This window comes from Streptomyces sp. NPDC059832 (assembly GCF_042731715.1).
GTDB lineage: Bacteria > Actinomycetota > Actinomycetes > Streptomycetales > Streptomycetaceae > Streptomyces.
The window spans coordinates 105571-131719 of record NZ_JBHWIY010000009.1; the positions used below are offsets into that span (position 1 = coordinate 105571).

Genomic DNA, 26149 nt, shown 5'->3' on the forward strand with positions numbered 1-26149 from the left:
AACCTCACTGAGGTTCACCTAACTACCCTCTCTCCAGGCGCGCCACAGCCGCGCGTACTGGCCGCCCAGAGCCACCAGCTCCCCGTGCGTTCCCTCCTCCACCACGCGTCCCGCGGACAGCACGGCGATCCGGTCCGCCGCCATGGCCTGGGTCAGCCGGTGCGCCACGAACAGCGTGGTCCGGCCCGAGCACGCGGCCAGCACGGCCCGCTCCAGCTCGGCGGCACCCTCGCTGCCCGCCTCCGCGGTCGACTCGTCGAGCACCACCACCGGCGAGCGGCCCAACACCAGCCGGGCCAGGGCGATCTGGGCGACCTTGGTGACATCCAGGCGCTCGCCGCCCTCGCCGACCATGGTGTCCAGCCCGTCGGGCAGCAGCTCGACCCACCCGTCGGCCCCGACCGTGCGCAAGGCGTCCATCAGCTCGGCATCGCCCGCCCCGGGCGCGGCGAGCCGCAGGTCGTCGGCGAGCGGGCCCGAGAACACGTGCGTCTCCTGCGTCAGGATGCTCACCAGGGCCCGCGCCCCCGCCTCGTCCAGACCGGCGAGGTCCTGCGACCCGATGCGCACCGACCCGGCCTGCGGGGTCCCTGTGCCGGCGATCAGCGCGGCCAGCGTCGACTTGCCCGCACCCGTCGCCCCCACCAGGGCGAGCGAACCACCGGCCGGGATGGACAGGTTCACATCCCGCAGGACCGGTTCGTCGGTGTCGGGATAGCTGAAGGTCAGGCCCTCCACCGTCACCGGACACGGTCCGGTGTCCGCGGCCGGGACGGACACGTCTCCCACCAGCCGGTCCTCCGCGGGCTCCCCCAGCACCCCGACCAGCCGGGTGAGGCTCGCGCCCGACTTCTGCGCCTCGTCGAAGGTGAACATGATGGCGCCCAGCGGGGTGAACAGCCGGTGGAACATCAGCGGGGCCGCCGACACCTCGCCCAGGCTGGCGGCGTCGGCCTCCAGCAGGGCGTACCCCACCACGACGATCAGGGTCAGTCCGATGAACTCGGCGCGGTTCTCCCTGCCGACGAACCGTCCGAAGAACCGGAACACTTCGACGCCGTACTCGCGCACCCGCCATGACTCGTGGGTGACCTTCTCGCGGACGGCGCCCTCCATGCGGTACGCCCGGACCGTGTCGATCCCGTTCAGACCACTGATCAACGCCTGCGCACGGTCGGCCTGGGCCGCCCGCTGCTTCCGGTAGAGCGGTGCGGACCGGGGCAGGTACCACCGCAGGGCCAGTGCGTACGCGGGCAGCGCGCCGGCGCCTGCCAGGCCGAGCCGCCAGTCCAGTCCGAACATGCCCGCAGTGGCGATGACGACCAGCACACCGGCGGAGAACACCGTGGGGATGGCGGCCCGGATTCCCTTGGACAGTACGGCCACGTCGTCGCCGACCCGGGACAGCACATCGCCCCGGCCGACCTGTTCGACGCGTGCGCTCGGCATCCCCAGCACCGCGCGGACGGCGCCTTCCCGCAGCCGGGCGAGCAGATCCGCTCCCAGCCGTCCGATCAGATACGTCGACACCGCGGTGGCCACCGCGCCGAGCAGCGCGGCGGCCGCCATCAGTACCCCGATCCTGACGAGCACCGAGCGCGATTCGCCACCGACCACCCCGTCGACCACCTGGCCCAGCAGAAGCACGGGGAGCACCTGGAGCGCCGCCCCGGCCACCGTGGTGACCAGGGTGGAGGCCGTCAGCCACGGGGCCCGGCGGCAGTGCGTCGCGACCCATCCGGCGGCCTCGCCCCCCGTCGCCGTGCGCAGGGTCGCCGGGGCGACGGAGGTGTCGGTGACGCTCACACGAAGACCAAATCTCTCCGGGGACGGGGCAGTCCGATCGGCATTTCTAGTCGACCGACTTGACGAGTTCGTCGATCGCGTAGGGCAACGACAGCAGGGTGCCCTGGGACATGGCCGCGCCGACCGCCGGTCCCTCGCTGTCCAGCAGGTACGACACCTTGCCGTTCTTGACGGCGGAGAGGTTGGCGAACAGCTTGAACTTCTTCAGCGCCTCCGTGTCCGCCTTGTCGTTGATGACGAAGATACGGTCGACGTCGACCAGGTCGATGCGCTCGGGGGACAGCACGGTGAAGAACTTGCCGTCCGCGATCGTGTCGATCTTGGTCTGGTACTTGAAGCCGATACCCGTCACCAACCGTCCGCGCACGTCGGTGGAGGTGAACGGTCCGACGGAGTCCTTGTACCAGGACAGCGCCACGGCGGTCTGGTCGGCGAACTCCGGGTGCGCCTTCTTGGCCGCGTCGAGCTTGCCCTGGATGCCCTGGACCAGCTCGGTGCCCTCGTTCTCCTTGCCGAGCGCCTTGGCGATGTGCAGCGCGTTGTCCTGCCACGGCGCGCTGAAGGGCTCCTTCTCGCCCTTGGTGCGGCCCACCGTCGGGGCGATCTTGGAGAGCTTCTCGTAGGCGGCCCGGTCGATCTCGGAGTAGACCGCGATGATCAGGTCCGGCCGCAGGGAGGCGATCTTCTCGTAATTGGGGCCCGAGTCACCGTTGTTCATGATGACCTCGGGGCGGGTGTCGCCCCACTTGTCCTTGACCCAGGGCCACTGGGTGTTGATGTCGGGGGACTTGCCCGCCGGGTTCGGGTACTGGTCGACCATGCCGACCGGCTTGATGCCGAGCGCCAGGATCGCCTGGTCGTCCGTGTAGCCCACCGAGACGACGCGCCGGGGAGCCTTGGTGATCTCCGTGGATCCGAATGCGTGTTCCACGGTGACCGGGAACGCGCCCGAGGCGGCGGCCGGGGCGTCGTCGCCCTTCTTGTCCGCCGAGTCGGAACCGCATCCCGCGAGGAGGCTGACGCCCAGGGTCGCGGCGGACAGTATCCCCGCCACCCGCCGCCAGGGCCTCACGCGCGTCGTTCGATGGAGAAGCATCCGGAATCCCTTGCTTTCACACTGTCCACTGCACCTCTGTGTAAGGGCAGCCAAACCTTATCCTGCACAAGTGAGGCCAGCCTAGCCTAACTTCTGAATCACCCTCCGCCGGGCACGAGTTGGGCTCTCGCCCGCACCCGCACGCCACAGGGGGCTACGGGTCGAGCCGGACGTGCGTACGACCGATCGGCACGATGAGCGGCCGATCGCCCACCGGGTCGTCGATCACCATGGCGTGCAGCCCGAACGCCTCCCGCAGCAACTCGGCGGTGATCACGTCGCGCGGGTGCCCCTGCGCCAGGACGGATCCCTCCCGCATCACGATGAGGTTGTCGCTGTAGCGCGTGGCCAGATTGAGGTCGTGCAGCACCATGACCACGGTGCACCCCGACTCGTGCAGGTCGTCCACCAGGTCGAGCACATCGATCGCGTGCGCCAGGTCCAGATAGGTGGTCGGCTCGTCCAGCAGCAGCAGGTCGGTGCCCTGGGCCAGCGTCATCGAGATCCAGACGCGTTGGCGCTGTCCGCCGGACAGCGAGTCGACCGGGCGGCCGGCCAGCTCGGACACCCCGGTCATGGCCAGCGCGCGCTCCACGACGCCGGCGTCGTCCGAGGACCACTGCCGCAGCCAACTCTGGTGCGGATGACGCCCCCTGGCGACCAGATCGGCCACCGTCAGCCCCTCCGGCGCGACCGGTGCCTGCGGCAGCAGACCGAGCCTCTTCGCCACGTCCCTGGTCCTGAGCCTGCCGATGTCCTCGCCATCCAGCACGACCGCCCCCTCGGCCGGCTTGAGCAGCCGGGTCAGGGTGCGCAACAGGGTCGACTTCCCACAGCCGTTGGGACCGATGATCGTGGTGATCACCCCTGGCGGGATCACCACGTCGAGATCGTCGATGACCGTGCGGCCGCCGTATCCGACCGTGACCCCCCTGGCTGCCAGCCGTGGGACGTCCTCGACCCCGGTCCCGGTCTCGGTGATGAACTGAGCGGCCACAAGCCCCCCTTGTCTAGGTTCGCCTTACTTCTTGCCGTCTACCTCAGGTTCGCCCGCACCAGCAGATAGACGAGGAACGGGCCGCCGATCGCGGCGGTGACCACACCGACCGGGAGAGTGATCGGCAGCGCGGTGCGCGCGACCAGGTCCGAGCCGATCAGCAGCAACGCCCCCACCAGGCCGGAGGCCACCATCGGCGGCGTCGGGAACTTCGCCAGACGCATCGCCACCTGCGGAGCCACCAGGGCGACGAACGGGACCGGGCCCGCCGCGCTCACCGCCACCGCGGCCAGCAGGACCGCGCACAACAGCAGGACCGCCCGCACCCTCGAATACCGGACGCCCAGCCCGGCGGCGACCTCGTCGCCGAGGTGCATCGGCTTGAACTGGAACGCGACACCCGCCACCACCACGATGAGGACGAGCGTGCACCAGAACGCCACCCGGACCTGGTCCCACGACCGGTCGTCCAGTGAACCGACCAGCCACGCCTGGGCCCTGGCCACGTCCCTGATGTCGGCCGACACCAGCAGCCAGGTCGTGATCGCCTCCATCACGGCGCTCACCGAGATACCGATGAGGATGAGCCGGAAGCCGTCGATCCCGCGCCGCCACGCCAGGAAATACACCAGCAGCCCGGTACCGAGACCGCCCGCGAGCGCCGCCGCGGGCAGGCCCACCGAGCCGACGACCGCCGCGGCGGTCCCGCCCGACACCGTCACCAGGAACACCGCGACCGCGCTCGCTCCCCCGGTGATGCCCAGGATGTCCGGACTGGCGAGCGGATTGCGCGCGACCGACTGCGTGATCGCCCCGGACATCCCCAGCGCGACGCCCACGACGAGACCGGCCAGGGCACGCGGCATCCGCAGATCCATGACCACGAACTCGTCGACCTGTTCGCCCCGGCCGAGGATCGTGGCGATCACCCTGGACAGGCCGATGGGGAAGTCCCCGACCCCGATGGAGAGGCAGAACACCAGGAAGGTCGCCGCCAGCAGCAGCAGTGTGACCAGGACGAGCCAGGGCCGCCATACGAACGACACATGGCCGAGCCGTACGCCCGGCGCCACCGATGGGTTCACGTCTGTCCCGTTCATGCGTTCCTGAACTTTCCCCGCCACACCAGAATCGCGAAGAACGGGGCGCCGAGAAGGGCGACCACCACACCCGCGTCCAACTCGCCCGGCCGCACCACCAGACGGCCCACGATGTCGCAGACCAGCAGGACGACAGATCCGAGCAGACCCGCGTACGGCACCAGCCAGCGGTAGTCGGGGCCGGTCAGGTACCGGGCCACATGGGCCACCATGAGCCCGAGGAACGCGATGGGGCCGCAGGCCGCCGTGGCCGCACCCGCGAGCAGGGTGATGGCGACGATGCCGATGGTCCGGCTCAGCGCGATGTTCACTCCCAGCCCCCGCGCCACGTCGTCGCCCAGGTTGAGCAGGTTGAGGGCGGGCAGGGTGATCAGCGCCAGCACCAGTCCGGCCGCCATGAACACGGTCACCGGCCAGATGACGTCGAATCCGACACCGGCCACGGAGCCCGCGTTCCAGAACCGCAGCGCGTTCAGCGACTTCTGGTCGCAGAGCGCGACCGCCGTGGTCATCGCCGCGAGGAACACCGTGATCCCCTGCCCGGCCAGGGCGAGCGTCAACGGATTGCCCGCCCCCCGGCCGATGCTCGCCAGGCCGAAGACGACGACGCCGGCGACTCCCGCGCCCGCGAAGGCGAACCAGACGTACTGGAACGGGTCGGCGAAGCCGAACACGGCGATCACCGACACCACCGCGAACGAGGCGCCGGAGTTCACCCCCAACAGACCCGTATCGGCTATCGGGTTGCGGGTGTACCCCTGGATCAGCGCACCGCCGACCCCCAGCGCGAGGCCCGCCACGACCGCGAGCACCGTCCGGGGCACCCGCACGGTCTGCACGATGAGCCTGATCTCGGTGAGCCGCCGGTCGGCGTCGGGCTCCGCGAACAGTCCGTGCCAGACCTCGGCGGGACTCAGCGCGCGCGTGCCGACGGCCAACGACACCGCCGCGGCGATCACGAGGATCACCACGAGCGCGACCAGGCCCACGACCCGCCGCCTGCGGGCCTCTGTCGTACCCCCGGGCGCGGGGCGCTCAAGTGCAGTCGTGCGCATGTCGACGTTCGCTATCCCTTTGCTCCGGTGCCGTCGACGACCGGCCGGGCCTCGTCGGAGGCGGACTTGACGCCCCGGTCGAGCAGTGAGTCCAGGATCTCGCCGACCCGTATCGCGGTGTTGGACAGCAGGGAGGTCGTGATGCCGTGCGTGTGCTCCGTACCGCCCTGCAGATAGATGCCGCAGCGCAGACCGGGGTCGGTCGAGACGCGGTAGTCGCGCTCGACGCGGACGCGGCCCTCGTCGTCGCGCAGGCAGCGGTCGGCGACCTCGCCGAGGAGGCCGAGGGGGTCGGCGGGGCTGTAGCCGGTGGCGAACACCACGACATCGGCGTCCAGGAGCGTCTCCTCGCCCGTGACGAGGGACTTCACGGTGGCACGGACGCCGTCGGGCGTCTCCTCCACGTCGCTGACCCGGGACACGTTGAGGAAGCGCAGCCGTTCGGTGCCGAGGACCTTCTCCTGGTACATCTGCCGGTACAGGTCGTCGATCAGGTCGATGTCCACCACGGAGTAGTTGGTGTTGCCGTGGTAGGCCATCAGCCGGCTCTTCACGCTGTCGGGCGCGGTGAAGTAGTCGTCGACCGCCCCGGGGTCGAAGATCCGGTTGGCGAAACTGCTGTCGTCGGCGGGACTGTAGCCGTAGCGGGAGAAGACCGCGCAGACCTCGGCCTCGGGGAAGCGGCGGTGCAGGTAGGCGACGTTCTCGGCGGCGCTCTGCCCGGCACCCACGACGACGAACCGCGAGGGCGAGGTGCCCTCCAGGCCGTCGACCTTGCGCAGCAGGTCGGAGTTGTGCCAGATCCGGTCACCGCGCTCCACGCCCGCCGGCATGAGGGGGCGCAGCCCGGTGCCGATGACGAGGTTGCGGGCCCGGTGGACCTCCAGCCCCTCCCCCGACCGGACGGTCACGTCCAGGTACTCCACGGCACCGTCGTGGACGAAGGGCGTGACGGCGACGACCTCGTGGCCGTAGGAGACCATGTCGTCGACCTTGGCCGCGGCCCACTCGAAGTAGTCGTGGAACTCCACCCGCAGCGGGAAGAGGTTCTTGTGGTTGATGAAGTCGATCAGCCGGTCCTTGCTCTGCAGGTAGCAGAGGAAGCTGAACTCGCTGGCCGGGTTCCGGAGCGTCACCAGGTCCTTGAGGAAGGACACCTGCATGGTGGCGTCGTCGATCAGCATGCCGCGGTGCCAGCCGAAGCTCGGCTGCTGCTCGAAGAAGTGAGCGGTGACCGGCTCCTGCCTGCCGACGCCTGAGTTGTGCTCGCTCAGCGCAATCGCCATGGCCACATTGGAGGGGCCGAAGCCGATGCCGATCAGGTCGTGGACCAGTGGTGCGTCGCCAGGAAGAACCTGAGACATGTCACTCCCATCGTGCGGGAAAGCCGCCTGTCAGGCGTAGGGAAAGTACGAAAGATGGGCACGCCGACGGAGCTGCCCAGAAAACTTAGGTGAGCCTAAGCTAATCACACGATGTTGTCGATAGGGCAACCAGGCATCGGGCACTGACGATCCGTCAACTAGAGCCCGAAATCACCCTGTTGCAAACTAAGGTAAGCCTTGCTTTACTTGCTGCCGGTCTATCCCTGCCCTGAGGAGGAACCCCATGCGGGTCGTCATGTTCGGTTACCAGACCTGGGGGCACCGCACCCTGCAAGCCCTCCTGGACTCCGAGCACCACGTGGTACTGGTCGTGACGCACCCCAAGAGCGAGCACGCGTACGAGAAGATCTGGAGCGATTCCGTCGCCGACCTCGCCGAGGAGCACGGCGTCCCGGTGCTGATCCGCAACCGCCCCGACGACGACGAGCTGTTCGAGCGCCTCAAGGAGGCCGACCCGGACATCATCGTGGCCAACAACTGGCGGACCTGGATCCCGCCGCGGATCTTCGGCCTCCCCCGCCACGGCACGCTGAACGTGCACGATTCGCTGCTGCCGAAGTACGCCGGCTTCTCCCCGCTGATCTGGGCCCTGATAAACGGCGAGTCCGAGGTGGGCGTCACCGCGCACATGATGGACGACGAACTCGACGCCGGCGACATCGTCCGCCAGGATGCGGTTCCGGTCGGTCCGGCGGACACCGCCACCGACCTCTTCCACAAGACCGTCGACCTCATCGCCCCGGTCACCATCGGCGCACTCGACCTCATCGCCGCCGGGCAGACGGAGTTCACCAAGCAGGACCGCTCCCGGGCGAGCTTCTTCCACAAGCGGTCCACCGAGGACATCCGCATCGACTGGAGCTGGCCGGCGGAGGACCTCGAACGCCTGGTCCGCGCCCAGTCCGAGCCGTACCCCAGCGCCTTCACCTTCCACAGGGGCAAGCGTCTGGAGGTCCTCGCCGCGGTGGTCTCCCAGAACCGCTACGGCGGTACGCCCGGCCGCATCTTCTACCGCGAGGGCGAAGGCGTGGTGATCGTCGCCGGAGCCGACGCCCGCACCGGCCGCAATCACGGCCTGGCCATCACCCGCGTACGGACCGAGACCGGCCGGGAGCTGCCCGCGACGGAGTACTTCACCTCCATGGGCGGCTATCTGACCGACCGCCCCTGACGCACCGTCACCACCGCGGCCCCGTGGCGCCTCCCCCGGGCACCCTCAGGAAAGGGCGCCCCGCTCGAAGTCGAGGAGCCACTTGAGGGTGCGTTCCCGGGAGGCTCGCACGTACTCGCCCGCGGCGGCGTCGGCCCGTTCCGGTCAGGGGGTCGCCGCGGACACGACGTAGACGACCGGGTTCATCGGATCGGTCATGTTCACCGTGATGTCCTGGGCGGGCCGCGGTTCCTTGTTGGTGTGCCTGGTGCCCGCCCACTCGACCCCGGGGCCGAACGTCCAGCCGGAGACCTTCTGGTCGCGGGCGCCGATGGTCACCTTGCCGGCCTCCAGGTCGGAGCGCCCGCTGCCCATCCGGCCGAGGAAGCGGTCGAGCCCGGCGGACGTGGTGCGGAACTCCACGTACAGCCGGCTGGCCTTCCAGTTGTTGGTCTCGTAGTACTGCACGTCCAGGGAATTTCCGGGCATCGGCAGTTCGAAGATCCGGCGCTGCAGCCGGGACGGCCAGCCCTCCCGGAGCCCCTGCGCGGAGGCCTCGGCCTCCTTGTTCTGGCCGGCGCGGCGGCTCTGCCCGGCGGAGATCAGCAGATAGCCGGCCGGGATGCCGATGAGCAGCACGATGATGGTCGCCGTGATCAGCCGGCGGCGGATCATCCGGCGCCGGTCCTGCGGCGGCCGGCGGTCGTCGGGCGGCGAGGACTGACGCGGCAGGACGGGGTGCTCGGCTGCGGTCATGTGTCTGGGGATCCCTAGGAGGTGCGGGTGTTGCGCGTATTGCGGATGGTGCTCGCGGCCTGGTCGTAGATCTGGGCGTACCGCTCGTACCGCTCGACGCGTCGGCGATTGGCACGGCGGAATCTGCGGGCCACCAGCCGGGCCAGGTCCGCGGCGCCGACCATACCCGCCTCCGGGCCGAGCTGTGCCTTGGCGATCCGGGCCTCGGGCCGGTAGCCGCGGCCGGTGAGATGGCGCTTGAAGGCGTCCCTGGCGGGGCCGATGAGCAGGTCGTCGGCGGCGCTCACACCGCCCCCGATGACGAAGCAGGAGGGGTCGAGCGCGGCGGCCAGATTGGCGATGCCCACACCCAGCCACTGGCCGATGTCCTGGAGCAGCTCGACGCACATCGCGTCGCCCTCACGGGCCAGTTCGGTGATGAGGGGCCCGGTGATGTCGGGGATGTTGCCCTTGACGCGCTCGATGATGCCGTGCGCCACCGGGGAGTCCGCGGCGGCCAGCTCCCTGGCCTCCCGGACGAGCGCGTTGCCGGAGCTGTACTGCTCCCAGCAGCCGCGGTTCCCGCAGGGGCAGCGGTGCCCGCCGGGCACCACCTGCATGTGGCCGAACTCACCGGCGACGCCGTACTTGCCGCGCTTGACCTGGCCGTCCTCCAGGATCGCGCCGCCGATGCCGGTGCCGAGCGTGATCATGACGAGGTGGTCCTCGCCGCGGCCCGCGCCGAAACGCCACTCCGCCCAGGCGGCGGTGTTGGCGTCGTTGTCGACCATGACGGGGACGACGAGGCGGGAGGCGAGGGCGTCGCGCAGCGGCTCGTCGCGCCAGGCGAGGTGCGGGGCGAAGAGCACCTTGGAGCGGTCCGCGTCGACCCAGCCGGCCGCCCCGATGCCGACGGCGTGCACATCGTGCCGGTCGGAGAGGTCCAGGACCAGCTCGACGATGGTGTCCTCGACGACCTTGGGGCTCTTGGACTTGTCCGGCGTCTCGGTGCGCAGCTGCTCCAGGATGTTGCCGTCGGCGTCGACGACGCCCGCCATCACCTTCGTACCGCCGATGTCGATGCCGACGGTGGGTACCCGCGGTGCCGTGAGGTGCGAGCGCCGCTCCCTGGTGCCCACGGTCCGCAGGACGGTGGCGCGGGCGGAGCCGCGGTGTGTGAAGTCGCGGTACGTGCTCATCGTCCCTGCGGGGTCTGGGGGAGCCGGGGGCGGTGCTCCCGGCGGCGGACTGCGCCCGTCGGGCTCGATTCTGCCACTGCCGGGGCACCGGGGCTGGCGGACCGGTGCGCAGGGGGCCGGTCCCGGCCGGGGCTACTCGGGCTTGCCGGGGAGCGGGTGGCCGCCGAGACGGGTCGGTGCGGGGGCCCGTTCCAGCTCGTGGCTGAGCTCCTCCAGCTCGCTGCCGCCCGCCATCTGGCGGGTCAGCTCGTCCAGAGTGATGCTCGCGCTGGTGTGGCTGCCGGACATGGCGCCCCGCTTCAGCAGCACGAAACGGTCACCGACGAGATACGCGTGGTGCGGGTTGTGCGTGATGAGGACCACGCCGAGACCCGCGTCGCGGGCGGCCGCGACGTACTTGAGCACGACCCCGGACTGCTTGACGCCCAGTGCGGCGGTGGGCTCGTCCAGGACGAGCACCTTGGCGCCGAAGTAGACGGCCCGCGCGATGGCGACGCACTGGCGCTCACCGCCGGAGAGGGTGCCGATCGGCTGGTCGACGTCGCGCAGGTCGATGCCCATGCGCAGCAGCTCGGAGCGGGTCGTCTCGCGCATCAGCCGCACGTCGAGGCGCTTGAAGGGGCCGGCGCCGGTGGTCGGCTCGGAGCCGAGGAAGAAGTTGCGCCAGACCGGCATCAGGGGGACGACGGCCAGGTCCTGGTAGACCGTGGCGATACCGCGGTCCAGGGCGTCGCGCGGGTTGGCGAGGGTGGTCTCCTCGCCGTCGATGAGGAAGGTCCCGGCATCGTGCCGGTGCAGCCCCGCGATGATCTTGATCAGGGTGGACTTGCCGGCGCCGTTGTCGCCGAGCACACAGGAGATCTCGCCGGCGTGGACCACCAGCGAGACGTCCGTCAGGGCCTTGATGTTGCCGTAGAACTTGCTGACGTGGTCCAGCTCGACGAGCGCCCGGTGGGGCGCCTCCGGGTCGGCCGGTGCCTTGGGGGCCGTCATTTCGTCGCCTCCGCGCGCTTGCGTACCCATGCGTTGAGCAGGGTGGCCAGGAGCAGCATGGCTCCGAGGAAGAACTTGAACCAGTCCGGGTTCCACTCCGCGTACACGATGCCCTTGCTGGTCATGCCGAAGATGAAGGCACCGACCGCGGAGCCGATCGCGGAGCCGTAGCCGCCGGTGATCAGACAGCCGCCGATGACGGCCGCGATGATGTAGATCAGTTCGTTGCCGACGCCCTCGCCGGACTGCACCACGTCGAACGAGAACAGCAGATGCTGGCCGGAGACCCAGGCGGCGAAGGCGACCCCGAGGTAGAGCCCGATCTTGGTACGGATCACCGGGACGCCGACCGCGCGGGCCGCGTCGGCCTCGCCGCCGACCGCGAAGATCCAGTTGCCGAAGCGGGTACGGAGCAGGATCCAGGTGGCCACCGCGACGAGTACGGCCCACCACAGGATGGTGACCTTGAACTCGACGCCGCCGATGGTCCACTGCGAGGCGAACACCTGGCGGGCCGAGTCGAAGCCCTCCATGTCGCCGATGGCCTTGGTGGACACGGTCCCGCTGATCAGCTTGGTGAAGCCCAGATTGAGGCCGGTCAGCATCAGGAACGTACCGAGCGTGATGATGAAGCTCGGCAGTCTGGTCCGGGTCAGCATGAAGCCGTTGAACGCCCCGATGGCCAGGGTGACCAGCAGCGACACGAAGACGCCGACCCAGACGTTGGCCGTCATCTGATAGCTGAACATCGACGAGACCAGCGCGGAGCTGGTGACCAGCACACCGGCGGAGAGGTCGAACTCGCCGCCGATCATCAGCAGCGCCACCGGCGCGGCCATGATCCCGATCGTCGAGGCCGCGTACAGCACCGTGCCGAGGCTGGAGGCGCGCAGGAAACTGTCGGCGACGATCGAGAAGAAGATGAAGACGGCCGCGGCGCCGACCACCGAGCCGAGCTCGGGGCGGCCGAGCAGTCTGCGCAGCGGCGAGGTGCGCATCAGCCGCTCGTCCGCCCCGGTGGGGGCGGACGGTCCGGCGATCGTGCTCATCGGGTCCCCCGCTTCGTGTACTGGGCGAGTTCGGCGGCGTCCTTCGAGGTGATGATCTGCGGTCCGGTGAGGACCGGGCGTCCGCCACCGAGCACATTGCCGTTGAAGCGGTAGAGCCAGAGCAGGTCGACCGCCTCGTACCCCTGGAGGTACGGCTGCTGGTCGACCGCGAAGCCGAGGGTCTTGTCCTGGAGGGCCGTGGCGACCTTGGCGTTCAGGTCGAAGGTGTCGATCTCGGCCTTGCTGCCCGCGGTCCTCTTCGCCTTGACGGCGGCGTCCGCGAACGGCGCGCCCAGGGTGACGACCGCGTCGATGTTCTTGTCGGCCTGGAGCTTCGCCTCGATGGACGCCTGGACGTCGGGCATGTTGGTGCCCTCGACGTACAGGTTCTGCAGTTGTCCGTCGAAGGTCTTCTTCGCTCCGGCGCAGCGCTGCTCGTGGCCGACGTTGCCCTGCTCGTGCAGGATGCACAGCGCCTTCTTGCGGCCCCGTGCGTTGAGCTCCTCGCCGACCGCCTCGCCCGCGATGGACTCGTCCTGGCCGATGTGGGTCAGCGCGCCGAACCGCTTGGACTCCGCGGAGCCCGAGTTCACCGTGATCACCGGGATTCCGGCCTTGGTGGCCTTGGTCACGACGTCCTTCATCGCGTCCGGCTTGGCGAGGGTGACGATCAGCCCGTCGACCTTCTGGTCGATGGCGGCCTGCACGAGCTGGGCCTGCTGCTGCGCCTCGTCGTTGTGCGAGTACAGGAACTTGATGTTGTCCTTGCCGGCCGCCTGCTCGGCGCCCCGCTGGACGATGTCCCAGAAGGTGTCGCCGTCGCCCGAGTGGGTGACCATGGCGAAGGTCCAGCGGGGTGTGTCCACCGCGGCCCGGCCCTCGGCGGCGGCACGGGCCGCGCGCTCCTCCGCCCGCTTGCCACCGGTGCTGCTGCATCCCACGAGGGAAGCCCCGAGCACCGCCGCAAGCACGGCGCCCATCGCACGTACCCCTGTCCGAACCCTTGCCACGACGCCGTGCCCTTCTTGTGCTGCTCGCTGTGCTGCTTGGAGGGGCCGGGGATGATGCACACCCGGCCCGGCTGGCCAAGTATCCCCGAGCGGTCGACGGCATCGCCCGGCAGGGGCGGGACGCGTGTGTCGGCGCCGGGTGCGCGCGGCGGCGTGCGGGAGGTTCACCGGGTACCGCGCGCGGTGTACTTCTCCAGCTGCGGCACGTCGTCGGCGGTGACGATCGCCGGGCCGGTGAGCACCGGCTTTCCGCCGCCGACGACGTTGCCGTTGGTCCTGTTCAGCCAGAGCTCGTCGACGGCGAGGTAGCCCTGGAGGTAGGGCTGCTGGTCGACGGCGAAGCCCACTTCGTGCGCCTTCAGCCTCTTGACGACCTCGGCGTTCAGATCGAAGGTGTCGACCTCCGCCGTGCTGCCGGAGCCCTCCTTGGCCTTGACGGAGGCGGCGGCGAAGGGGGCGCCGAGGGTGACGATCGCGTCGATGTCCTTGCCGGCCTGGAGCTTCGCCTCGATCGAGGAGGTGGCGGCCGGCATGTTGGTGCCCTCGACATTGAGGTTCTCGACCGTGCCGCCGAAGGTCTTCCGCACCCCGGCGCAGCGCTCCTCCAGCGACACATTGCCCTGCTCGTGGATGACGCAGACGGCCTTCTTGCGGCCCCGCGCGTTCAGCTCCTCGCCGACCGCCTCGCCCGCGACCTGCTCGTCCTGCCCGATGTGCCCGAGCGCGCCGATCTCCTTGGAGAACTGCGCGCCCGAATTGATGGTCACCACGGGTATGCCGGCCTTCACGGCCTTGGCGAGGACATCCTTGACGGCCTCCGGTTTGGCAAGGGTGACGACGATCCCGTCGACCTTCTGGTCGATGGCGGCCTGCACGAGCTGGGCCTGTTCCTTGCCCTCCTTGTTCGCCGAGTACAGGAACTCGACGTTGTCCTTGGCCGCCGCCTGTTTCGCGCCGCTCTGCACGATGTCCCAGAAGGTGTCGCCCTCCCCCGAGTGCGTGACCATCGCGATCTTCATCCGGGCGGTGGTGACGGCCGCGCCCGCGCCGCCGCTTCCTCCCGCGGGCTTCTCCTCGGCGCTCCTGCCGCCGGAGCCGCTGCAGCCGGCGAGAGCGGCACCGAGGGCCGCGACGGTGATCAGGGTTGCTGCCTTGCGAGAGGTACGCATGGTGGGTCCGCCTTCTCTCCCGGCCGCCCGAGTGCGGCTGGAGGAGTTCTAGCGGTGGGCGTACGAGACGTCAACGGGGCCGTGCGGCCGTCGTCACCGTACGAGCAGCTGGAAGTCGAAGGTGTAGCGCGAGGCCCGGTAGATGTGGGAGCCGAACTCGACGGCCCGTCCGGTGTCGTCGAAGGTGGTGCGCTCCATCGTCAGCAGGGCGGCCCCCTCCGGCTCGGCGAGCCCGGCCGCCTCGTCGGCGGTGGCGAGCCGGGCGCCGACTGTCTGGCGGGCGCTGTGCAGGGTGATGCCCGCGCCGCGCATCATCCGGTACAGGCCGGTGGCCTCCAGCCGTCCGGTGTCCAGGTCGACGATCCCGGGCGGCAGGTGGTTGCGCAGGAGTGCCAGCGGCTCGCCGTGGGCGTACCGCAGCCGTTCGACGAGGTGTACGTCGGTGCCTTCGGCGACCGCCAGGGCGTCGGCCACCCCGGGGTCGGCGGGCTCGACGGTGTTGCGCAGGACGCGGGTCGTGGGGTGCCCGCCCGCGGCCTCCAGGTCGTCGTAGAGGCTGCTCAGTTCGAGCGGGCGCCGGACCGTGCTGTGCACGACCTGGGTGCCGACGCCGCGACGGCGGACCATCAGTCCCTTGTCCACCAGCGACTGGATGGCCTGGCGGACCGTGGGCCGGGACAGGCCGAGCCGGGCCGCGAGCTCGATCTCGTTGCCGAGGAGGCTGCCGGGGGCGAGCCGGCCCTGCTCGATGGCCGCTTCCAGCTGCTGGGCCAGCTGGAAGTACAGGGGGATCGGGCTGGTGCGGTCCACGCCGAGTTCGAGTGCGTCGGGGTCGGTGGTGGGTTTGGGCACGCGTGGAGGGTATCCCTCACGTCAGAACCTCCGGTAGTCCGGTCGTCCTGTTGTCCGGACAGCATGACCAATGAACAAGCCGCACCTTGTCAGGACATATGGTTGACAGCGCAGCCGGCGGACGGGCACGTTGGGTCCATGCGTATCGGACTCATCGGCACCGGCCGGATCGGTTCCTTCCACGCGGGCGTGCTGGCCCGCCATCCCGAGGTGGACGCCCTGGTGGTGACGGACACCGACGGGGCGCGGGCCGCCGAGGTCGCGCGGCGCACCGGCGCGACGGCCGTCCCGGACGCCGCCGAGGTGTTCGGCGCGGGTGTGGACGCCGTGGTGATCGCCTCGGCCACCTCGGCGCACGCGGAGCTGATCGGCCGGGCGGCACGGGCGGGGCTCCCGGTGTTCTGCGAGAAGCCGATCGCCCTGGACCTGCCGGGGACCCTGGGCGCGCTGCGCGAGGTCGACCGGGCCGGGAGCGTGCTCCAACTGGGCTTCATGCGCAGGTTCGACGCGGGCTTCCGGGCGGCCCGTACCGCCGTGCGGGCCGGTGCGCTGGGCAGGCTGCACACCGTGCGGGCGGTGACGATGGACCCCGCCCCGCCGCCCGCCGCGTATCTGCCCCTCTCCGGGGGGCTGTACCGGGACTGCCTGGTCCATGACTTCGACATGCTGCGGTGGGTGACGGGCCGTGAGGTGGCGGAGGTGTACGCCGCCGGATCGGATGCCGGGCCCGGGATGTTCCGGGCGGCGGGCGACGTCGACACGGCGGCGGTCCTGCTGACCCTCGACGACGGCACCCTGGCCACGGCGGCGGCCACTCGCTGCAACGGCGCCGGTTACGACGTACGGATGGAACTGGCGGGCGATCTGGACCAGGTCACGGTCGGCCTGGACGGCCGGACACCGGTCACCTCGGCCGAACCCGAGGGCCCGCCGGCTCCCGCCAGCCCCTGGCCCGGTTTCCTGGAGCGGTTCGCTCCGGCGTACGAGGCCGAACTGGACGCGTTCGTACAGGTGGTGCGGGGCGAGCTGCCCAATCCGTGCGACGGCCGGGAGGCGTGGCACGCGCTGCTGATCGCGGAGGCGTGCGAGGTGTCGCGCCGGGAGCGGCGCCCCGTGACGATCGCGGAGATCACCGACGGCACGGCACCGCGGTCCTAGGCCCTGCCGTCGTCCGGTTCAGGAGGACTGCGGGGCGGCCGACAGCACGGTCCCCTGCGCGACCGCGCAGAGCGTCCGCTCCCCGTCCTCCTCCGCGGCGAACAGCTCGCAGCGGACCACCGCCTGGCGGCGGCCGGTGTGCGCGACCTCTGCGTGGGCGACGAGGGTGCTCCCGGTGGCGGGCCGCACGTACTGGATGGAGAAACCACCGGTCAGTACGGCCGGGCCGAGCGTCGTACCGGCGGCGAAGGTGATCGCGTTGTCGGCGGCGTAGGCCAGCACCCCGCCGTGCAGAAAGCCGTTCTGCTGCTGGAGTTCCTGGCGGATGTCCACTTCGAGGGTGGCCGCGCCGTCCCCGAAGGCGGTAATCCGTGCCCCCACGAGTCCGCTGAACGGCTGGCTGTCGAGCACCTTCCGCGCCATCCGCAGGTCAAGTCCGGTCATGACAGAGCTCCTTGTCTCACCAGCGGACGGGCAGCCCGCGTACCCCGCGGATCAGCATCCCGGGAATCCAGTCCAGCTCCCCGCCCTCCGCGTCCGATGCGAGGGAGGGGCACCGCTCCAGCAGCGTACGGATCGCGATCCGGCCCTCCATGCGGGCCAGCGGCGCACCCACGCAGAAGTGGACGCCGTGCCCGAAGGCCAGGTGTCCCTGGGCGTCGCGGCGGATGTCGAAGGTGTCCGGTTCCGGGTAGCGGCCGCGGTCCCGGTCGGCGCCCGCCAGGGACACCAGGACCGGGGCGCCCGCCGGAACGACCCGCCGCCCGATCTCGACCTGCTCGCGGGGGTAGCGGAAGGTGGCGGTCTCCACCGGACCGTCGTAACGCAGCATCTCCTCGACCGCACCGCCGATCAGCTCCGGGTCGTCCCTCAGGGCCGCCAGTTGGCGGGGGTGGTCGAGCAGTGCCCGTACCCCGTTGGCGATCAGGTTGACCGTGGTCTCGTGGCCGGCCACCAGCAGCAGGAAGGCCATGCCTACGAGTTCGTCCGGCGACAGGCCGTCGCCCTCCTCGTCGCGCGTCCGGACCAGGGCGCCCAGCAGGTCGTCGCCGGGCGAGCACCGCTTGTCCTCGATGAGTTCGCGCAGGTACTCGTTCATGGCGCGCACCGCCTCGAACTCCTGCTCCGGCGAGGCGGGGGTGACGACGGCGTTCGACAGCCGGCGGAAGGCGTCGCGGTCCAGGTCCGGCACACCGATCAGCTCGCAGATGACGGTCATCGGGAGCGGGAAGGCCAGCGCGTCGACGAGATCGGCGCGTCCGGCGGGCACCATCGCGTCGAGGAGCTCGTCGGTGATCTGCTGGACGCGCGGGCGCAGGGCCTCGACCCGGCGGGCGGTGAACTCCCGGGCGACGAGCTTGCGCAGCCGGGTGTGGTGGGGCGCGTCCAGCTCCAGCATGTTGAGGAAGATGGGGTCGCTCTCGGCGGGTGCGCCGGGCAGGCCCCGCCAGTCCTTGGCGAACCGCTGGTCGGCAAGGACCGCGCGGGCCTCGTCGTATCCCACCACCAGCCAGACGCGCTCGAACTCGTCGGTGCGGACGGTGTGCACCGGGCCCGCGGCCCGCAGCTTCTCGTAGTACGGATACGGGTTCGCGGTGAAGTCCGCGAACCCGCGCAGATCGACATCGACATCGACCTCGGCACGGCCACTGGCATCGGACATGGGATCGCCCTTCCCGGTCTGACGGCTCCTTCGGCCCGATCGCTTCGGACCGGCCGGTTCACCCTACGTCGCCGGCTCCGCGCCGTCGTCGTCGAGCAGACCCGCGTCGTGCACCAACAGCGCGATCTGGACACGGTTGTTGAAGCCGAACTTGGCCAGGACCCGGGACACCTGCGTCTTCACGGTCGCCACACTGAGGTAGAGCGACGCGGCGATCTCGGCGTTGGAACGGCCGCGCGCGACGGCGATCGCGACCTCGCGTTCCCGCTCGGCGAGTGCGGCGATCCGCTGCCGTGCCCGGTCGGCACGGTCCATCCGGTCGTCGCGGGGACCGGTTCCGGCGGCGCGGGCCATGAGTTGGCGCGTCACCGCGGGCGACAGCACCGGGTCCCCGGCCGCCACCCGTCGTACCGAGTCGACGATCTGTGCCGGCGGGGTGTCCTTCAGGACAAATCCGGCCGCCCCGGCGCGGATGGCCCGCAGCACCTGTTCGTCGGCGTGGAACGTCGTCAGGACGACGACCTCCGGAGCGTCGGGGCGGGTGCGCAGGGACTCGGTCGCGGTCAGCCCGTCCATGCCGGGCATCCGGATGTCCATCAGCACCACGTCGGGGCGCAGCCGGTCGACGAGCTCGGCGACCTCGGTGCCGTCCGTCCCCTCTCCCACGATGTCGATGTCGTCGGCGCCACCGAGCATGAGGGCGAGGCCGGCCCGTACGAGCGGGTCGTCGTCGACGATGAGCAGCCGGACGAGCCGTGCCGCGGGATCCATCGGGGCGGAGGTGGTCATGACGACAACCGTAGCCAGGCCCGGACACCGGACGCGCCGGGGACCGTCGGTCCGGGGCGGTGCGACGGTCAGGCCGGCCACGGCAGCGAGGCCCGGACACGGAAGCCGCCGTCCGGTTCCGGCCCGTGGTCGAGGCTGCCCCCGGCCAGGGTGGCGCGTTCCGTGAGGCCGATGAGCCCCTGGCCGGAACCGGGGACCTGCTCGAAGGGTTCGGTGGGCGCCGGATTGCGCACCTCGACGGTGAGCCCCTCGCCCGGGGCGCCGGTGACCATGACGGTGACCTCGGCGCCGGGCGCGTGCTTGCGGGCGTTGGTCAGGCCCTCCTGGGCGATGCGGTAGACGGTGCGGCCGGTGGCGGCGGGGGCCGTGGCGGGGTCGCCGACCCGGTTGTCGAGGGTGACCACCATGCCGGCCAGCCGGGACTCGTCGATCAGCGAGTCCAGGGTGGCGAGGGTGGGCTGCGGCCGGTCGCCGTCGCTCTCGCCGGGGCTGCGCAGCACTCCGATGATCTCGCGGAGGTCCTGGAGCGCCTCGTGCGCGCTGTCCCGGATGACCCCGGCCGCGCGGGCCACCTCGGCCGTCGGTGCGTCGGGGCGGAATTCGAGGGCGCCGGCGTGGACGCTGAGCAGCGTCAGCCGGTGGGCGAGGACGTCGTGCATCTCGCGGGCGATGGCCTCGCGGGCCAGCCGCTGCGCCTGTTCGGCCCGGAGCTCCGCCTCGGTCTCGGCCCGGTGGGCCCGCTCGCGCAGGGTGACGACGAGCTGGCGCCTGGACCGTACGACCATGCCCCAGCTGATCACCAGCAGGGGCAGCAGCACTCCGACGACCGTGGCCCCGGTGAACGAGGTGTCCGGGTCGGGGCGCAGATACGGCTGTACGGGGGCGAGGGCCAGGGCGAGCGCCCCGACGGCCGCGACGGGCCGGAACGGTCGGTGCACGGCCACGCCGAACAGCGCGACGAGCATGGCCCCCGCCGAGACCGGCTCGACCGTCGCGACCAGAACCAGGGCCACCGCGACGCCGACCGGCCACCGCCGCCGCACCCACAGGGCACAGCAGGCCAGGGCACCGATCACGATGTCGGCGAACAGGACGCCGTCAGGGGTGGTGGGGTCGGCTTCGATCGCCGCCGCCGCGAGCATGCCGACCACGGCCGCGCAGAGGAAGGCGGTCAGGTCGACGGCCCAGTCGCGCACGGTGCGTCGCGAGCGGCCGCGCCGGTCGTCGGGCAGCTCGGGGTCGGCCATCGCCGAGGGCAGCAGCCAGCGGTACTCCGTACGCGTCATGCCACAAAACTACCCAGGCCGGACGGATGCCCCCGGCCGCACGGACACGTCGGGCGACCAAAGTCGCGGAACACGAGACTTTCGGACGGCCGGCCGGTGGCCGCCGGCCGGCTCAGGAGGCGGCCGGGGTCACTGCCCGACGGCCCCAGGCGGTACCGGCCAGGACGAGCAGCGCGCCCACCGCGCCGAGGACGCCGAGCCGTTCACCGCCGATCGCGATGCCCGCGGCGGCGGCCCAGAGCGGCTCCGTGCCGAGCAGCAGGCTGACCCGGGACGGTGAGGTGCGGCGTACCGACCACATCTGTACGAAGAAGGCGAAGAGCGTGCAGAAGACGGAGAGGAAGAGCAGCCCGCCCCACTCCCGGACGCCGAACCCCGCGGCCACCGTCCACGGGGCCTCACCGGTGCCGGGCACGGCCGCGAGCACGGCGAAGACGGCGACCGCGCTGCCGAGCTGGACCGTGGTCAGCGACAGCGAGTCGGCCCCCTGCACGGACTTGATGCGGGCCATCAGCAGCACGTGCACGGTTCGGGCGAGGGCGGCCACCAGCATCAGCAGATCGCCCGCCGACGGGCTGGTGAATCCGCCGCCCTGGGTCAGCAGCACCACGCCGGCGACCGAGAGCGCCGCGGCGGCGAGGAAGGCCCTGGGCGGCCGGACACGTGTCACGGCCGCCTCGGCGAGCGGCGTGAAGATCATGGTGAGGCTGATGATGAGGCCCGCGTTGGTCGCCGAGGTGTGCACGACGCCGTACGTCTCCACGAGGAAGATCGCGCTGAGGACGAGTCCCAGCAGGCCGGCCCCCCGCCACTGTGCCGCGCGGAGCGCCCGCAGCCTGCGCCGTCCGGCCACCACCAGCACGGGCAGCACCACGACGAACCGCAGCACGAGCACGGCGAGGACGGTCTGGGCGGTGGTGATGCCCTTGGCCGCCAGATAGCTCGAACCCCACACGACCGCGACGAGCAGCACGGGCAGATCGGTGAGCCAGGCACGGCGGGACGGGGCGAGTGCGGGCGCGGCGATCGAGGACACCTGGCTGGTTCTCCTGGTTCTCCACAGCGGGAAACGATGTGGAGACCTCGACGGCTCGCACGCGGAACGATCACCGTACCGGGCGTCCCCCGTCCGGAACACCTCTCTCAGACGTCGAAGGAACCGAACCGCGCCCGGCCTGCGGGACGGTAGGTATGGGTCGAGACGCTGCTCGGGGTCTCCCGCGCCCCGATCCGCTCGAAGGCGGCCGGCAGCCCGCCCTCCGGGAAGAGGCGGCCGCCCCGGCCCAGCACGACCGGGGAGCGGAGGAGGTTGTACTCGTCGATCAGGTCGTGCGTCATCAGGGACCGGGCGAGCGCGCCGCTGCCGTGGATCTGGAGCCCGCCGCCCTCCGTGCGCTCCTTGAGGCGGGCGATCTCCTCGGCGACGTCGGTGGAGATGACGAACCGCATCATGGACTCGTCCGCGAACGGCACGGTCCAGCCGCCGTACTCGAATCCGCCGCTGCGGTCCTCGTCGGGGCCGCCCGGTGCCTGCATGACACCGTCGAGCGACAGGAATGCGGTGAGAGTGGCTTCGCCATGGTCCTTCTCCTGATCCGGTCGGTCGTCCTGCTCCTCCGCCCCCGCTGCCACCCGGAACTCATCGGTCCGACCGCGGACGGGCGTCCCGCGTAGGCGTCCGATTCCCGCCGGTGACAGCCGGACGGAAGGGCTTTCCTGGTCCATGTCGAAGCGCACGACGCGTGTCGAAGCGCCCGACGGAACACCGTCGACCTGCAAGGAACCCATCATGACCAGCACCACCACCGGCACGACCCGGACCGCACTCGTCACCGGAGGCAGCCGGGGCATCGGCGCCGCGACCGCCCTGCGGCTCGCCCGGGACGGCGTCGATGTGGCACTGACGTACGTACAGGACGAGGCGGCCGCGCTGGCGGTCGTCGAGAAGATCCGCTCGTACGGCCGGCGCGGCATCGCCCTGCGCGTGGACTCGGCCGACCCCGAGGCGGTCCCGGCGGCCGTGACCGGCGCCGCGGACGCGCTCGGCCGGCTGGACATCCTGGTCAACAACGCGGGCATCGGCGTCCTCGGGCCCATCGGCACCCTCACCCCCGCCGATGTGGACCGGGTGCTGGCGGTCAATGTGCGGGCGGTGTTCCTGGCCTGCCGCACGGCGGCGGAGCTGATGGAGCACGGTGGCCGCATCGTCTCCGTCGGTACGGCCCTGAGCCGGTACGTGGGCGGATCCGGCTCCACCCTCTACGCGATGAGCAAGTCGGCGCTGGCCGGTCTCACCAAGCCGCTCGCCCGTGAACTCGGCCCGCGCGGCATCACGGTCAACCTGGTGCAGCCCGGCCCGGTCGACACGGATCTCAACCCGGCCGACGGCCCGTTCGCCGCCGGCCAGCGCTCGGCGACCGCCCTGGACCGGTTCGGCACGACGGACGAAGTGGCTTCCCTCATCGCCTACTTGGCCGGCGAGGAGGCGGCGTACATCACCGGCACGGAGGTGACGGTGGACGGCGGCCACGCGGCCTGACCGAGCCGCGCGGCCCCGGAGGTGTGCGGGGTCACCGCGAGCGCGGGGTGACCTCCGCCATCCGGGACCAACCCTCGCCCGGCACCTCGACGTTGATGATCTCCGGGGTCTCGGCGACGAGATCCGCCATCAGGTCCATGGCCGAGGCGAAGTGCTCGGACTTCACATGGGCCTCACCGGCCTCGGGGGAGGCGAAGGCCTCCAGCAGGACGAACTGGTCCGGGTTCTCGACGCTGTACGACCACTCGAAGAAGACGTTGCCCGGTTCCTGCCGGGTGGCGAGGGTGAAGGGCTCGACGGTCGGGAGCCAGTTGTCGCGCTCTTCGCTGCGGACGGTGAACTTGACGGCGATGAAGATCATGCGTCCAGGGTCGCATATGCCCTGGACGGGGACTCATCGGGCACACCCGGATGGCGTCGGCCCCGGCCCCGGACTCCTCGTCCGGACCGGGTCCGACGCTAGCCGCCCAGCTCGCGGTGGCGGGCCGCCAGCCGTGCGGCGCCCTCCTCGGTCGGCGAGCCGAACAGCCGCAGCCGGGAGATTCCGCCGTCCGGGAAGATGTCGATCCGGATGTGCGTGGCCCGGACCGGCTCCGGCAGGACGAAGCGGTGGCCGGTGTCGGGCTGCAGCCGGGTCCGGGGCAGCACCTCGGTCCAGTCGCCGCTCTCGCCGTCGCGGGCGGAGAGGCTCGCCCAGCCCGCCGAGTTGCCCTTCAGATACGCGGTGTCGATCTCGACGGCTCGGATCAGTGCCTGCTCGACGAGTTGGTAGCGGATCCAGTCGTTGCCCCGGTCGCGCCGGCGCCGGGTCTCCCAGCCGTCGTCCATCTTGCGGGACCGGCCGGGCCGGATGGTGTTGGTGGCCGGGGAGTAGAAGCGGTCGGAGGCGTCCTCCACCGTGCCGCCGTTCTCCAGGGCGACCAGATCGAAGGTGCCGAGGGCGGCCAGCCAGGCGGGGTCGGGGGCGACCTCGCCGTACACCCGGAGGCGGGCTATTCCGCCGTCGGGGTGCTGGTTGACCCGCAGATGGGTGACGCGCCGCTCGGCGGCTACCACGAAGCCGTTGGCCGCGTGGCCGCCAACGGCCGTACGGGGTACGAGCGTTGTCCACTCGACCTCGGGCGCGAGGAGTTCCTCGGGCGACGGGGAGCCGGGCACGCAGGCCGCCTCGACGGAGACCGCCTGCGGGTAGTTGCCGCGGAAGTGGGCGGTGTCGACGACGATTCCGCGGACGATCCCGGGCGCGCCGAGCCGTATCAGCGCCCAGTCGTGGTCCCCGTCCGCGGGGTGCGGCAGATCCGCGCTCGCACCGCGCCGGCGGCGGGTCTCCCAGCCGTCCATGATCTTGCCCTTGTGGCCGAAGCGCTCGGGGTCGAACTCGGCGGGCTCCGGCTTGAGCAGGTTCTCGCGCTCGGCGAAGAACTCGTCGTTGGCGGCGATCACACCCGCGCCGAGCCGCCGGTCGGCGAGGTCGACGAGATCGGTGAAGGGGAAGTCGGCGGTGCGGTAGTCGGCGTACGGGTCGCCGCCGCCGTACGGGTTCGCGTCACCGGTGAAGCGCTCGGTCGCCGTCATGGTCACTGGTTCCTTTCGAGGAGTCGGCCGGTGGGTCCGGCGACCGTGCCGTCGGCCGCGATCCGTTCGCCGCGCAGCCAGGTCGACTTCACGACGCCGTGCAGGGTCCGGCCGGCGTACGCGGTGACCTGGTTGCGGTGGAAGAGCTCGGCGGGGTCGACGGTGAACGTGTCGTCGGGGGCGAGCACCGCGAAGTCCGCGTCGCGGCCGGCCTCGATGGCACCCTTCCGGGTCAGCCCGGCCAGTTCGGCGGGGGCGGCCGACATCCAGCGGGCGACGTCGTCGAGCGAGTGGCCGCGCTTGCGGGCCTCGGTCCAGATGGCGGGCAGCCCGAGCTGGAGGGAGGAGATCCCGCCCCAGGCGGAGGCGAAGTCCGGCGTCTTCAGGTCGGTGGTGCACGGCGAATGGTCGGAGACGATGCAGTCGATCGTCCCGTCGGCCAGCCCCTCCCACAGCGCGTCCTGGTTGGCGGCCTCGCGGATCGGCGGGCAGCACTTGAACTCCGTGGCGCCGTCCGGGACCTCCTCGGCGGTGAGGGTGAGGAAGTGCGGACAGGACTCCACCGTGATCCGTACGCCTTCTTGCTTGGCGGCGGCGATCATCGGCAGTGCGTCGCCGGAGGAGAGATGCAGGACGTGGACGCGGGCGTTCAGCCGCCCGGCATGCGCGATCAGGCCCTCGATCGCGGTGTTCTCGGCGTCGCGCGGCCGGGAGGCGAGGAAGTCGGCGTACGCGGGGCCGCTGCGCTGCGGGGCGGAGGCCAGGTGGCGCGGGTCCTCGGCGTGCACGATCAGCAGCCCGCCGAACCCGGCGATCTCCGCCATGGACCGGGCCAGCTGTTCCTGGTCGAGCTCGGGGAACTCCTCGACGCCGGAGGGCGAGAGGAAGCACTTGAAGCCGAACACCCCGGCCTCGTACAGCGGCCGCAGGTCCTTGACGTTGGACGGGATCGCACCGCCCCAGAAGCCGGTGTCGATGTGCACCTTGGGAGCGGCCACCTGCTGCTTGGTGCGCAGATGGCCGACGGTGGTGGTCGGCGGCAGGGAGTTGAGCGGCATGTCGAGCAGGGTGGTGATGCCGCCCGCCGCCGCCGCGCGGGTGGCGGTGAAGAAGCCTTCCCACTCCGTGCGGCCCGGGTCGTTCACATGGACATGCGTATCGACGAGTCCGGGCAGCAGGACGTCGTCGCCGAAGTCCTCCAGCCGGACGCCGGCCGGCACCTCGGTGCCGTACGGCAGGACGGCGTCGATCCTCCCGTCGGCGACGGCGACCGCTGCGGGGCGCGTCCCGTCCGGGGTGACGACACGCGTCGAGCGCAGTATCAGTTTCACGTCCGCACCGGACACCCGTGCTCCTCACTTCGGACTTTCGAACGCTGACGAATTCAACGAACTGTTGAAGGAGTCTTCACTCGGGATTCGGGCCCGTCAAGACCCCACTCTCCTCGCCGGACGGCCGGCCGGCCATCCCGCACCCACAACTGGATATTTCCACAAAGTAAAAGACTCATTTCGGAGAGCGGAACGTAACATGGGACCAGTGC

Annotated in this window: 25 protein-coding genes; 3 read left to right on the forward strand and 22 right to left on the reverse strand. The window is 70.9% G+C overall.

Annotated elements, in window-relative coordinates:
* Positions 1-18: 18 nt before the first annotated feature.
* The 6 genes from ACFV8T_RS17940 to ACFV8T_RS17965 all read right to left on the reverse strand — a co-directional run bounded on the left by ACFV8T_RS17940 (position 19) and on the right by ACFV8T_RS17965 (position 7418).
* Positions 19-1806, reverse strand: coding sequence for an ABC transporter ATP-binding protein (locus ACFV8T_RS17940; RefSeq protein WP_385328476.1), 1788 nt, complete (start codon positions 1804-1806; stop codon positions 19-21).
* A gap of 46 nt (positions 1807-1852) precedes the next feature.
* Positions 1853-2902 carry an iron-siderophore ABC transporter substrate-binding protein gene (locus tag ACFV8T_RS17945; RefSeq protein ID WP_385328477.1) on the reverse strand — a complete coding sequence of 350 codons (1050 nt, stop codon included), beginning with the start codon at positions 2900-2902 and terminating at the stop codon, positions 1853-1855.
* Positions 2903-3056: 154 nt separating this feature from the next.
* The gene (locus ACFV8T_RS17950) at positions 3057-3899 is read right to left on the reverse strand and encodes an ABC transporter ATP-binding protein (RefSeq protein ID WP_385328479.1); all 843 of its coding nucleotides are present in this window, start codon (positions 3897-3899) and stop codon (positions 3057-3059) included.
* A 38-nt stretch (positions 3900-3937) separates the two neighbouring features.
* Positions 3938-4999, reverse strand: a complete 1062-nt coding sequence (locus ACFV8T_RS17955; RefSeq protein ID WP_385328481.1) for a FecCD family ABC transporter permease — start codon at positions 4997-4999, stop codon at positions 3938-3940.
* Complete coding sequence (locus ACFV8T_RS17960; RefSeq protein ID WP_385328483.1) at positions 4996-6054, reverse strand: FecCD family ABC transporter permease; 1059 nt, start codon at positions 6052-6054, stop codon at positions 4996-4998. The genes ACFV8T_RS17955 and ACFV8T_RS17960 overlap by 4 nt, the downstream gene beginning before the upstream one ends.
* An 11-nt stretch (positions 6055-6065) precedes the next feature.
* Complete coding sequence (locus ACFV8T_RS17965) at positions 6066-7418, reverse strand: lysine N(6)-hydroxylase/L-ornithine N(5)-oxygenase family protein (RefSeq protein ID WP_385328485.1); 1353 nt, start codon at positions 7416-7418, stop codon at positions 6066-6068.
* Between the two features lie 244 nt (positions 7419-7662).
* Here ACFV8T_RS17965 and ACFV8T_RS17970 point away from each other — a divergent pair, with 244 nt between their 5' ends.
* On the forward strand, positions 7663-8610 hold the full coding sequence (locus ACFV8T_RS17970; protein ID WP_385328487.1) for a methionyl-tRNA formyltransferase: 948 nt from the start codon (positions 7663-7665) through the stop codon (positions 8608-8610).
* A 144-nt stretch (positions 8611-8754) separates the two neighbouring features.
* Here ACFV8T_RS17970 and ACFV8T_RS17975 read toward each other — a convergent pair whose 3' ends face one another.
* The 7 genes from ACFV8T_RS17975 to ACFV8T_RS18005 form a co-directional block, all read right to left on the reverse strand.
* Positions 8755-9345, reverse strand: a complete 591-nt coding sequence (locus ACFV8T_RS17975) for a hypothetical protein (protein ID WP_385328489.1) — start codon at positions 9343-9345, stop codon at positions 8755-8757.
* A gap of 14 nt (positions 9346-9359) precedes the next feature.
* Positions 9360-10523 (reverse strand): ROK family glucokinase, encoded by a 1164-nt coding sequence (locus ACFV8T_RS17980; protein WP_376216758.1) that lies wholly within the window; start codon positions 10521-10523, stop codon positions 9360-9362.
* Positions 10524-10655: 132 nt separating this feature from the next.
* The gene (locus tag ACFV8T_RS17985; RefSeq protein ID WP_385328492.1) at positions 10656-11516 is read right to left on the reverse strand and encodes an ATP-binding cassette domain-containing protein; all 861 of its coding nucleotides are present in this window, start codon (positions 11514-11516) and stop codon (positions 10656-10658) included.
* On the reverse strand, positions 11513-12565 hold the full coding sequence (locus ACFV8T_RS17990; protein WP_385328494.1) for an ABC transporter permease: 1053 nt from the start codon (positions 12563-12565) through the stop codon (positions 11513-11515). Before ACFV8T_RS17990 ends, ACFV8T_RS17985 begins: the two co-directional genes overlap by 4 nt.
* Positions 12562-13545, reverse strand: a complete 984-nt coding sequence (locus ACFV8T_RS17995) for a sugar ABC transporter substrate-binding protein (protein ID WP_385328496.1) — start codon at positions 13543-13545, stop codon at positions 12562-12564. The genes ACFV8T_RS17990 and ACFV8T_RS17995 overlap by 4 nt, the downstream gene beginning before the upstream one ends.
* A gap of 194 nt (positions 13546-13739) precedes the next feature.
* On the reverse strand, positions 13740-14744 hold the full coding sequence (locus ACFV8T_RS18000) for a sugar ABC transporter substrate-binding protein (protein ID WP_385328498.1): 1005 nt from the start codon (positions 14742-14744) through the stop codon (positions 13740-13742).
* 93 nt (positions 14745-14837) lie between these two features.
* Positions 14838-15596, reverse strand: coding sequence for a GntR family transcriptional regulator (locus tag ACFV8T_RS18005; RefSeq protein ID WP_385328500.1), 759 nt, complete (start codon positions 15594-15596; stop codon positions 14838-14840).
* A gap of 138 nt (positions 15597-15734) precedes the next feature.
* Between ACFV8T_RS18005 and ACFV8T_RS18010 the strand changes: the two genes are divergently transcribed.
* Positions 15735-16754, forward strand: coding sequence for a Gfo/Idh/MocA family oxidoreductase (locus ACFV8T_RS18010; RefSeq protein WP_385328502.1), 1020 nt, complete (start codon positions 15735-15737; stop codon positions 16752-16754).
* Positions 16755-16772: 18 nt separating this feature from the next.
* On the opposite strand, the gene ACFV8T_RS18015 is transcribed toward ACFV8T_RS18010, so the two are convergent.
* The 6 genes from ACFV8T_RS18015 to ACFV8T_RS18040 all read right to left on the reverse strand — a co-directional run bounded on the left by ACFV8T_RS18015 (position 16773) and on the right by ACFV8T_RS18040 (position 22028).
* Positions 16773-17198 carry a PaaI family thioesterase gene (locus ACFV8T_RS18015; RefSeq protein ID WP_266428834.1) on the reverse strand — a complete coding sequence of 142 codons (426 nt, stop codon included), beginning with the start codon at positions 17196-17198 and terminating at the stop codon, positions 16773-16775.
* A 16-nt stretch (positions 17199-17214) separates the two neighbouring features.
* A complete protein-coding gene (locus ACFV8T_RS18020; RefSeq protein WP_385328504.1) occupies positions 17215-18417 on the reverse strand; it encodes a cytochrome P450 in 1203 nt (400 codons plus the stop codon).
* Between the two features lie 63 nt (positions 18418-18480).
* Entirely contained in the window at positions 18481-19206 is a 726-nt protein-coding gene (locus ACFV8T_RS18025) for a response regulator (RefSeq protein ID WP_385328506.1), read from the reverse strand.
* A 68-nt stretch (positions 19207-19274) separates the two neighbouring features.
* Positions 19275-20492, reverse strand: coding sequence for a sensor histidine kinase (locus ACFV8T_RS18030; protein ID WP_385328508.1), 1218 nt, complete (start codon positions 20490-20492; stop codon positions 19275-19277).
* 112 nt (positions 20493-20604) lie between these two features.
* A complete protein-coding gene (locus ACFV8T_RS18035) occupies positions 20605-21528 on the reverse strand; it encodes a DMT family transporter (protein ID WP_385328510.1) in 924 nt (307 codons plus the stop codon).
* A 107-nt stretch (positions 21529-21635) separates the two neighbouring features.
* Positions 21636-22028, reverse strand: coding sequence for a dihydrofolate reductase family protein (locus tag ACFV8T_RS18040; protein WP_385328795.1), 393 nt, complete (start codon positions 22026-22028; stop codon positions 21636-21638).
* A gap of 253 nt (positions 22029-22281) precedes the next feature.
* Between ACFV8T_RS18040 and ACFV8T_RS18045 the strand changes: the two genes are divergently transcribed.
* Positions 22282-23031 carry an SDR family NAD(P)-dependent oxidoreductase gene (locus ACFV8T_RS18045; RefSeq protein WP_385328512.1) on the forward strand — a complete coding sequence of 250 codons (750 nt, stop codon included), beginning with the start codon at positions 22282-22284 and terminating at the stop codon, positions 23029-23031.
* Between the two features lie 31 nt (positions 23032-23062).
* Here ACFV8T_RS18045 and ACFV8T_RS18050 read toward each other — a convergent pair whose 3' ends face one another.
* The 3 genes from ACFV8T_RS18050 to allB form a co-directional block, all read right to left on the reverse strand.
* On the reverse strand, positions 23063-23392 hold the full coding sequence (locus ACFV8T_RS18050; RefSeq protein ID WP_385328514.1) for a putative quinol monooxygenase: 330 nt from the start codon (positions 23390-23392) through the stop codon (positions 23063-23065).
* 98 nt (positions 23393-23490) lie between these two features.
* Positions 23491-24606, reverse strand: a complete 1116-nt coding sequence (gene alc / locus ACFV8T_RS18055) for an allantoicase (protein WP_385328515.1) — start codon at positions 24604-24606, stop codon at positions 23491-23493.
* 2 nt (positions 24607-24608) lie between these two features.
* Entirely contained in the window at positions 24609-25952 is a 1344-nt protein-coding gene (gene allB / locus ACFV8T_RS18060) for an allantoinase AllB (protein WP_385328517.1), read from the reverse strand.
* Positions 25953-26149 lie beyond the last annotated feature (197 nt).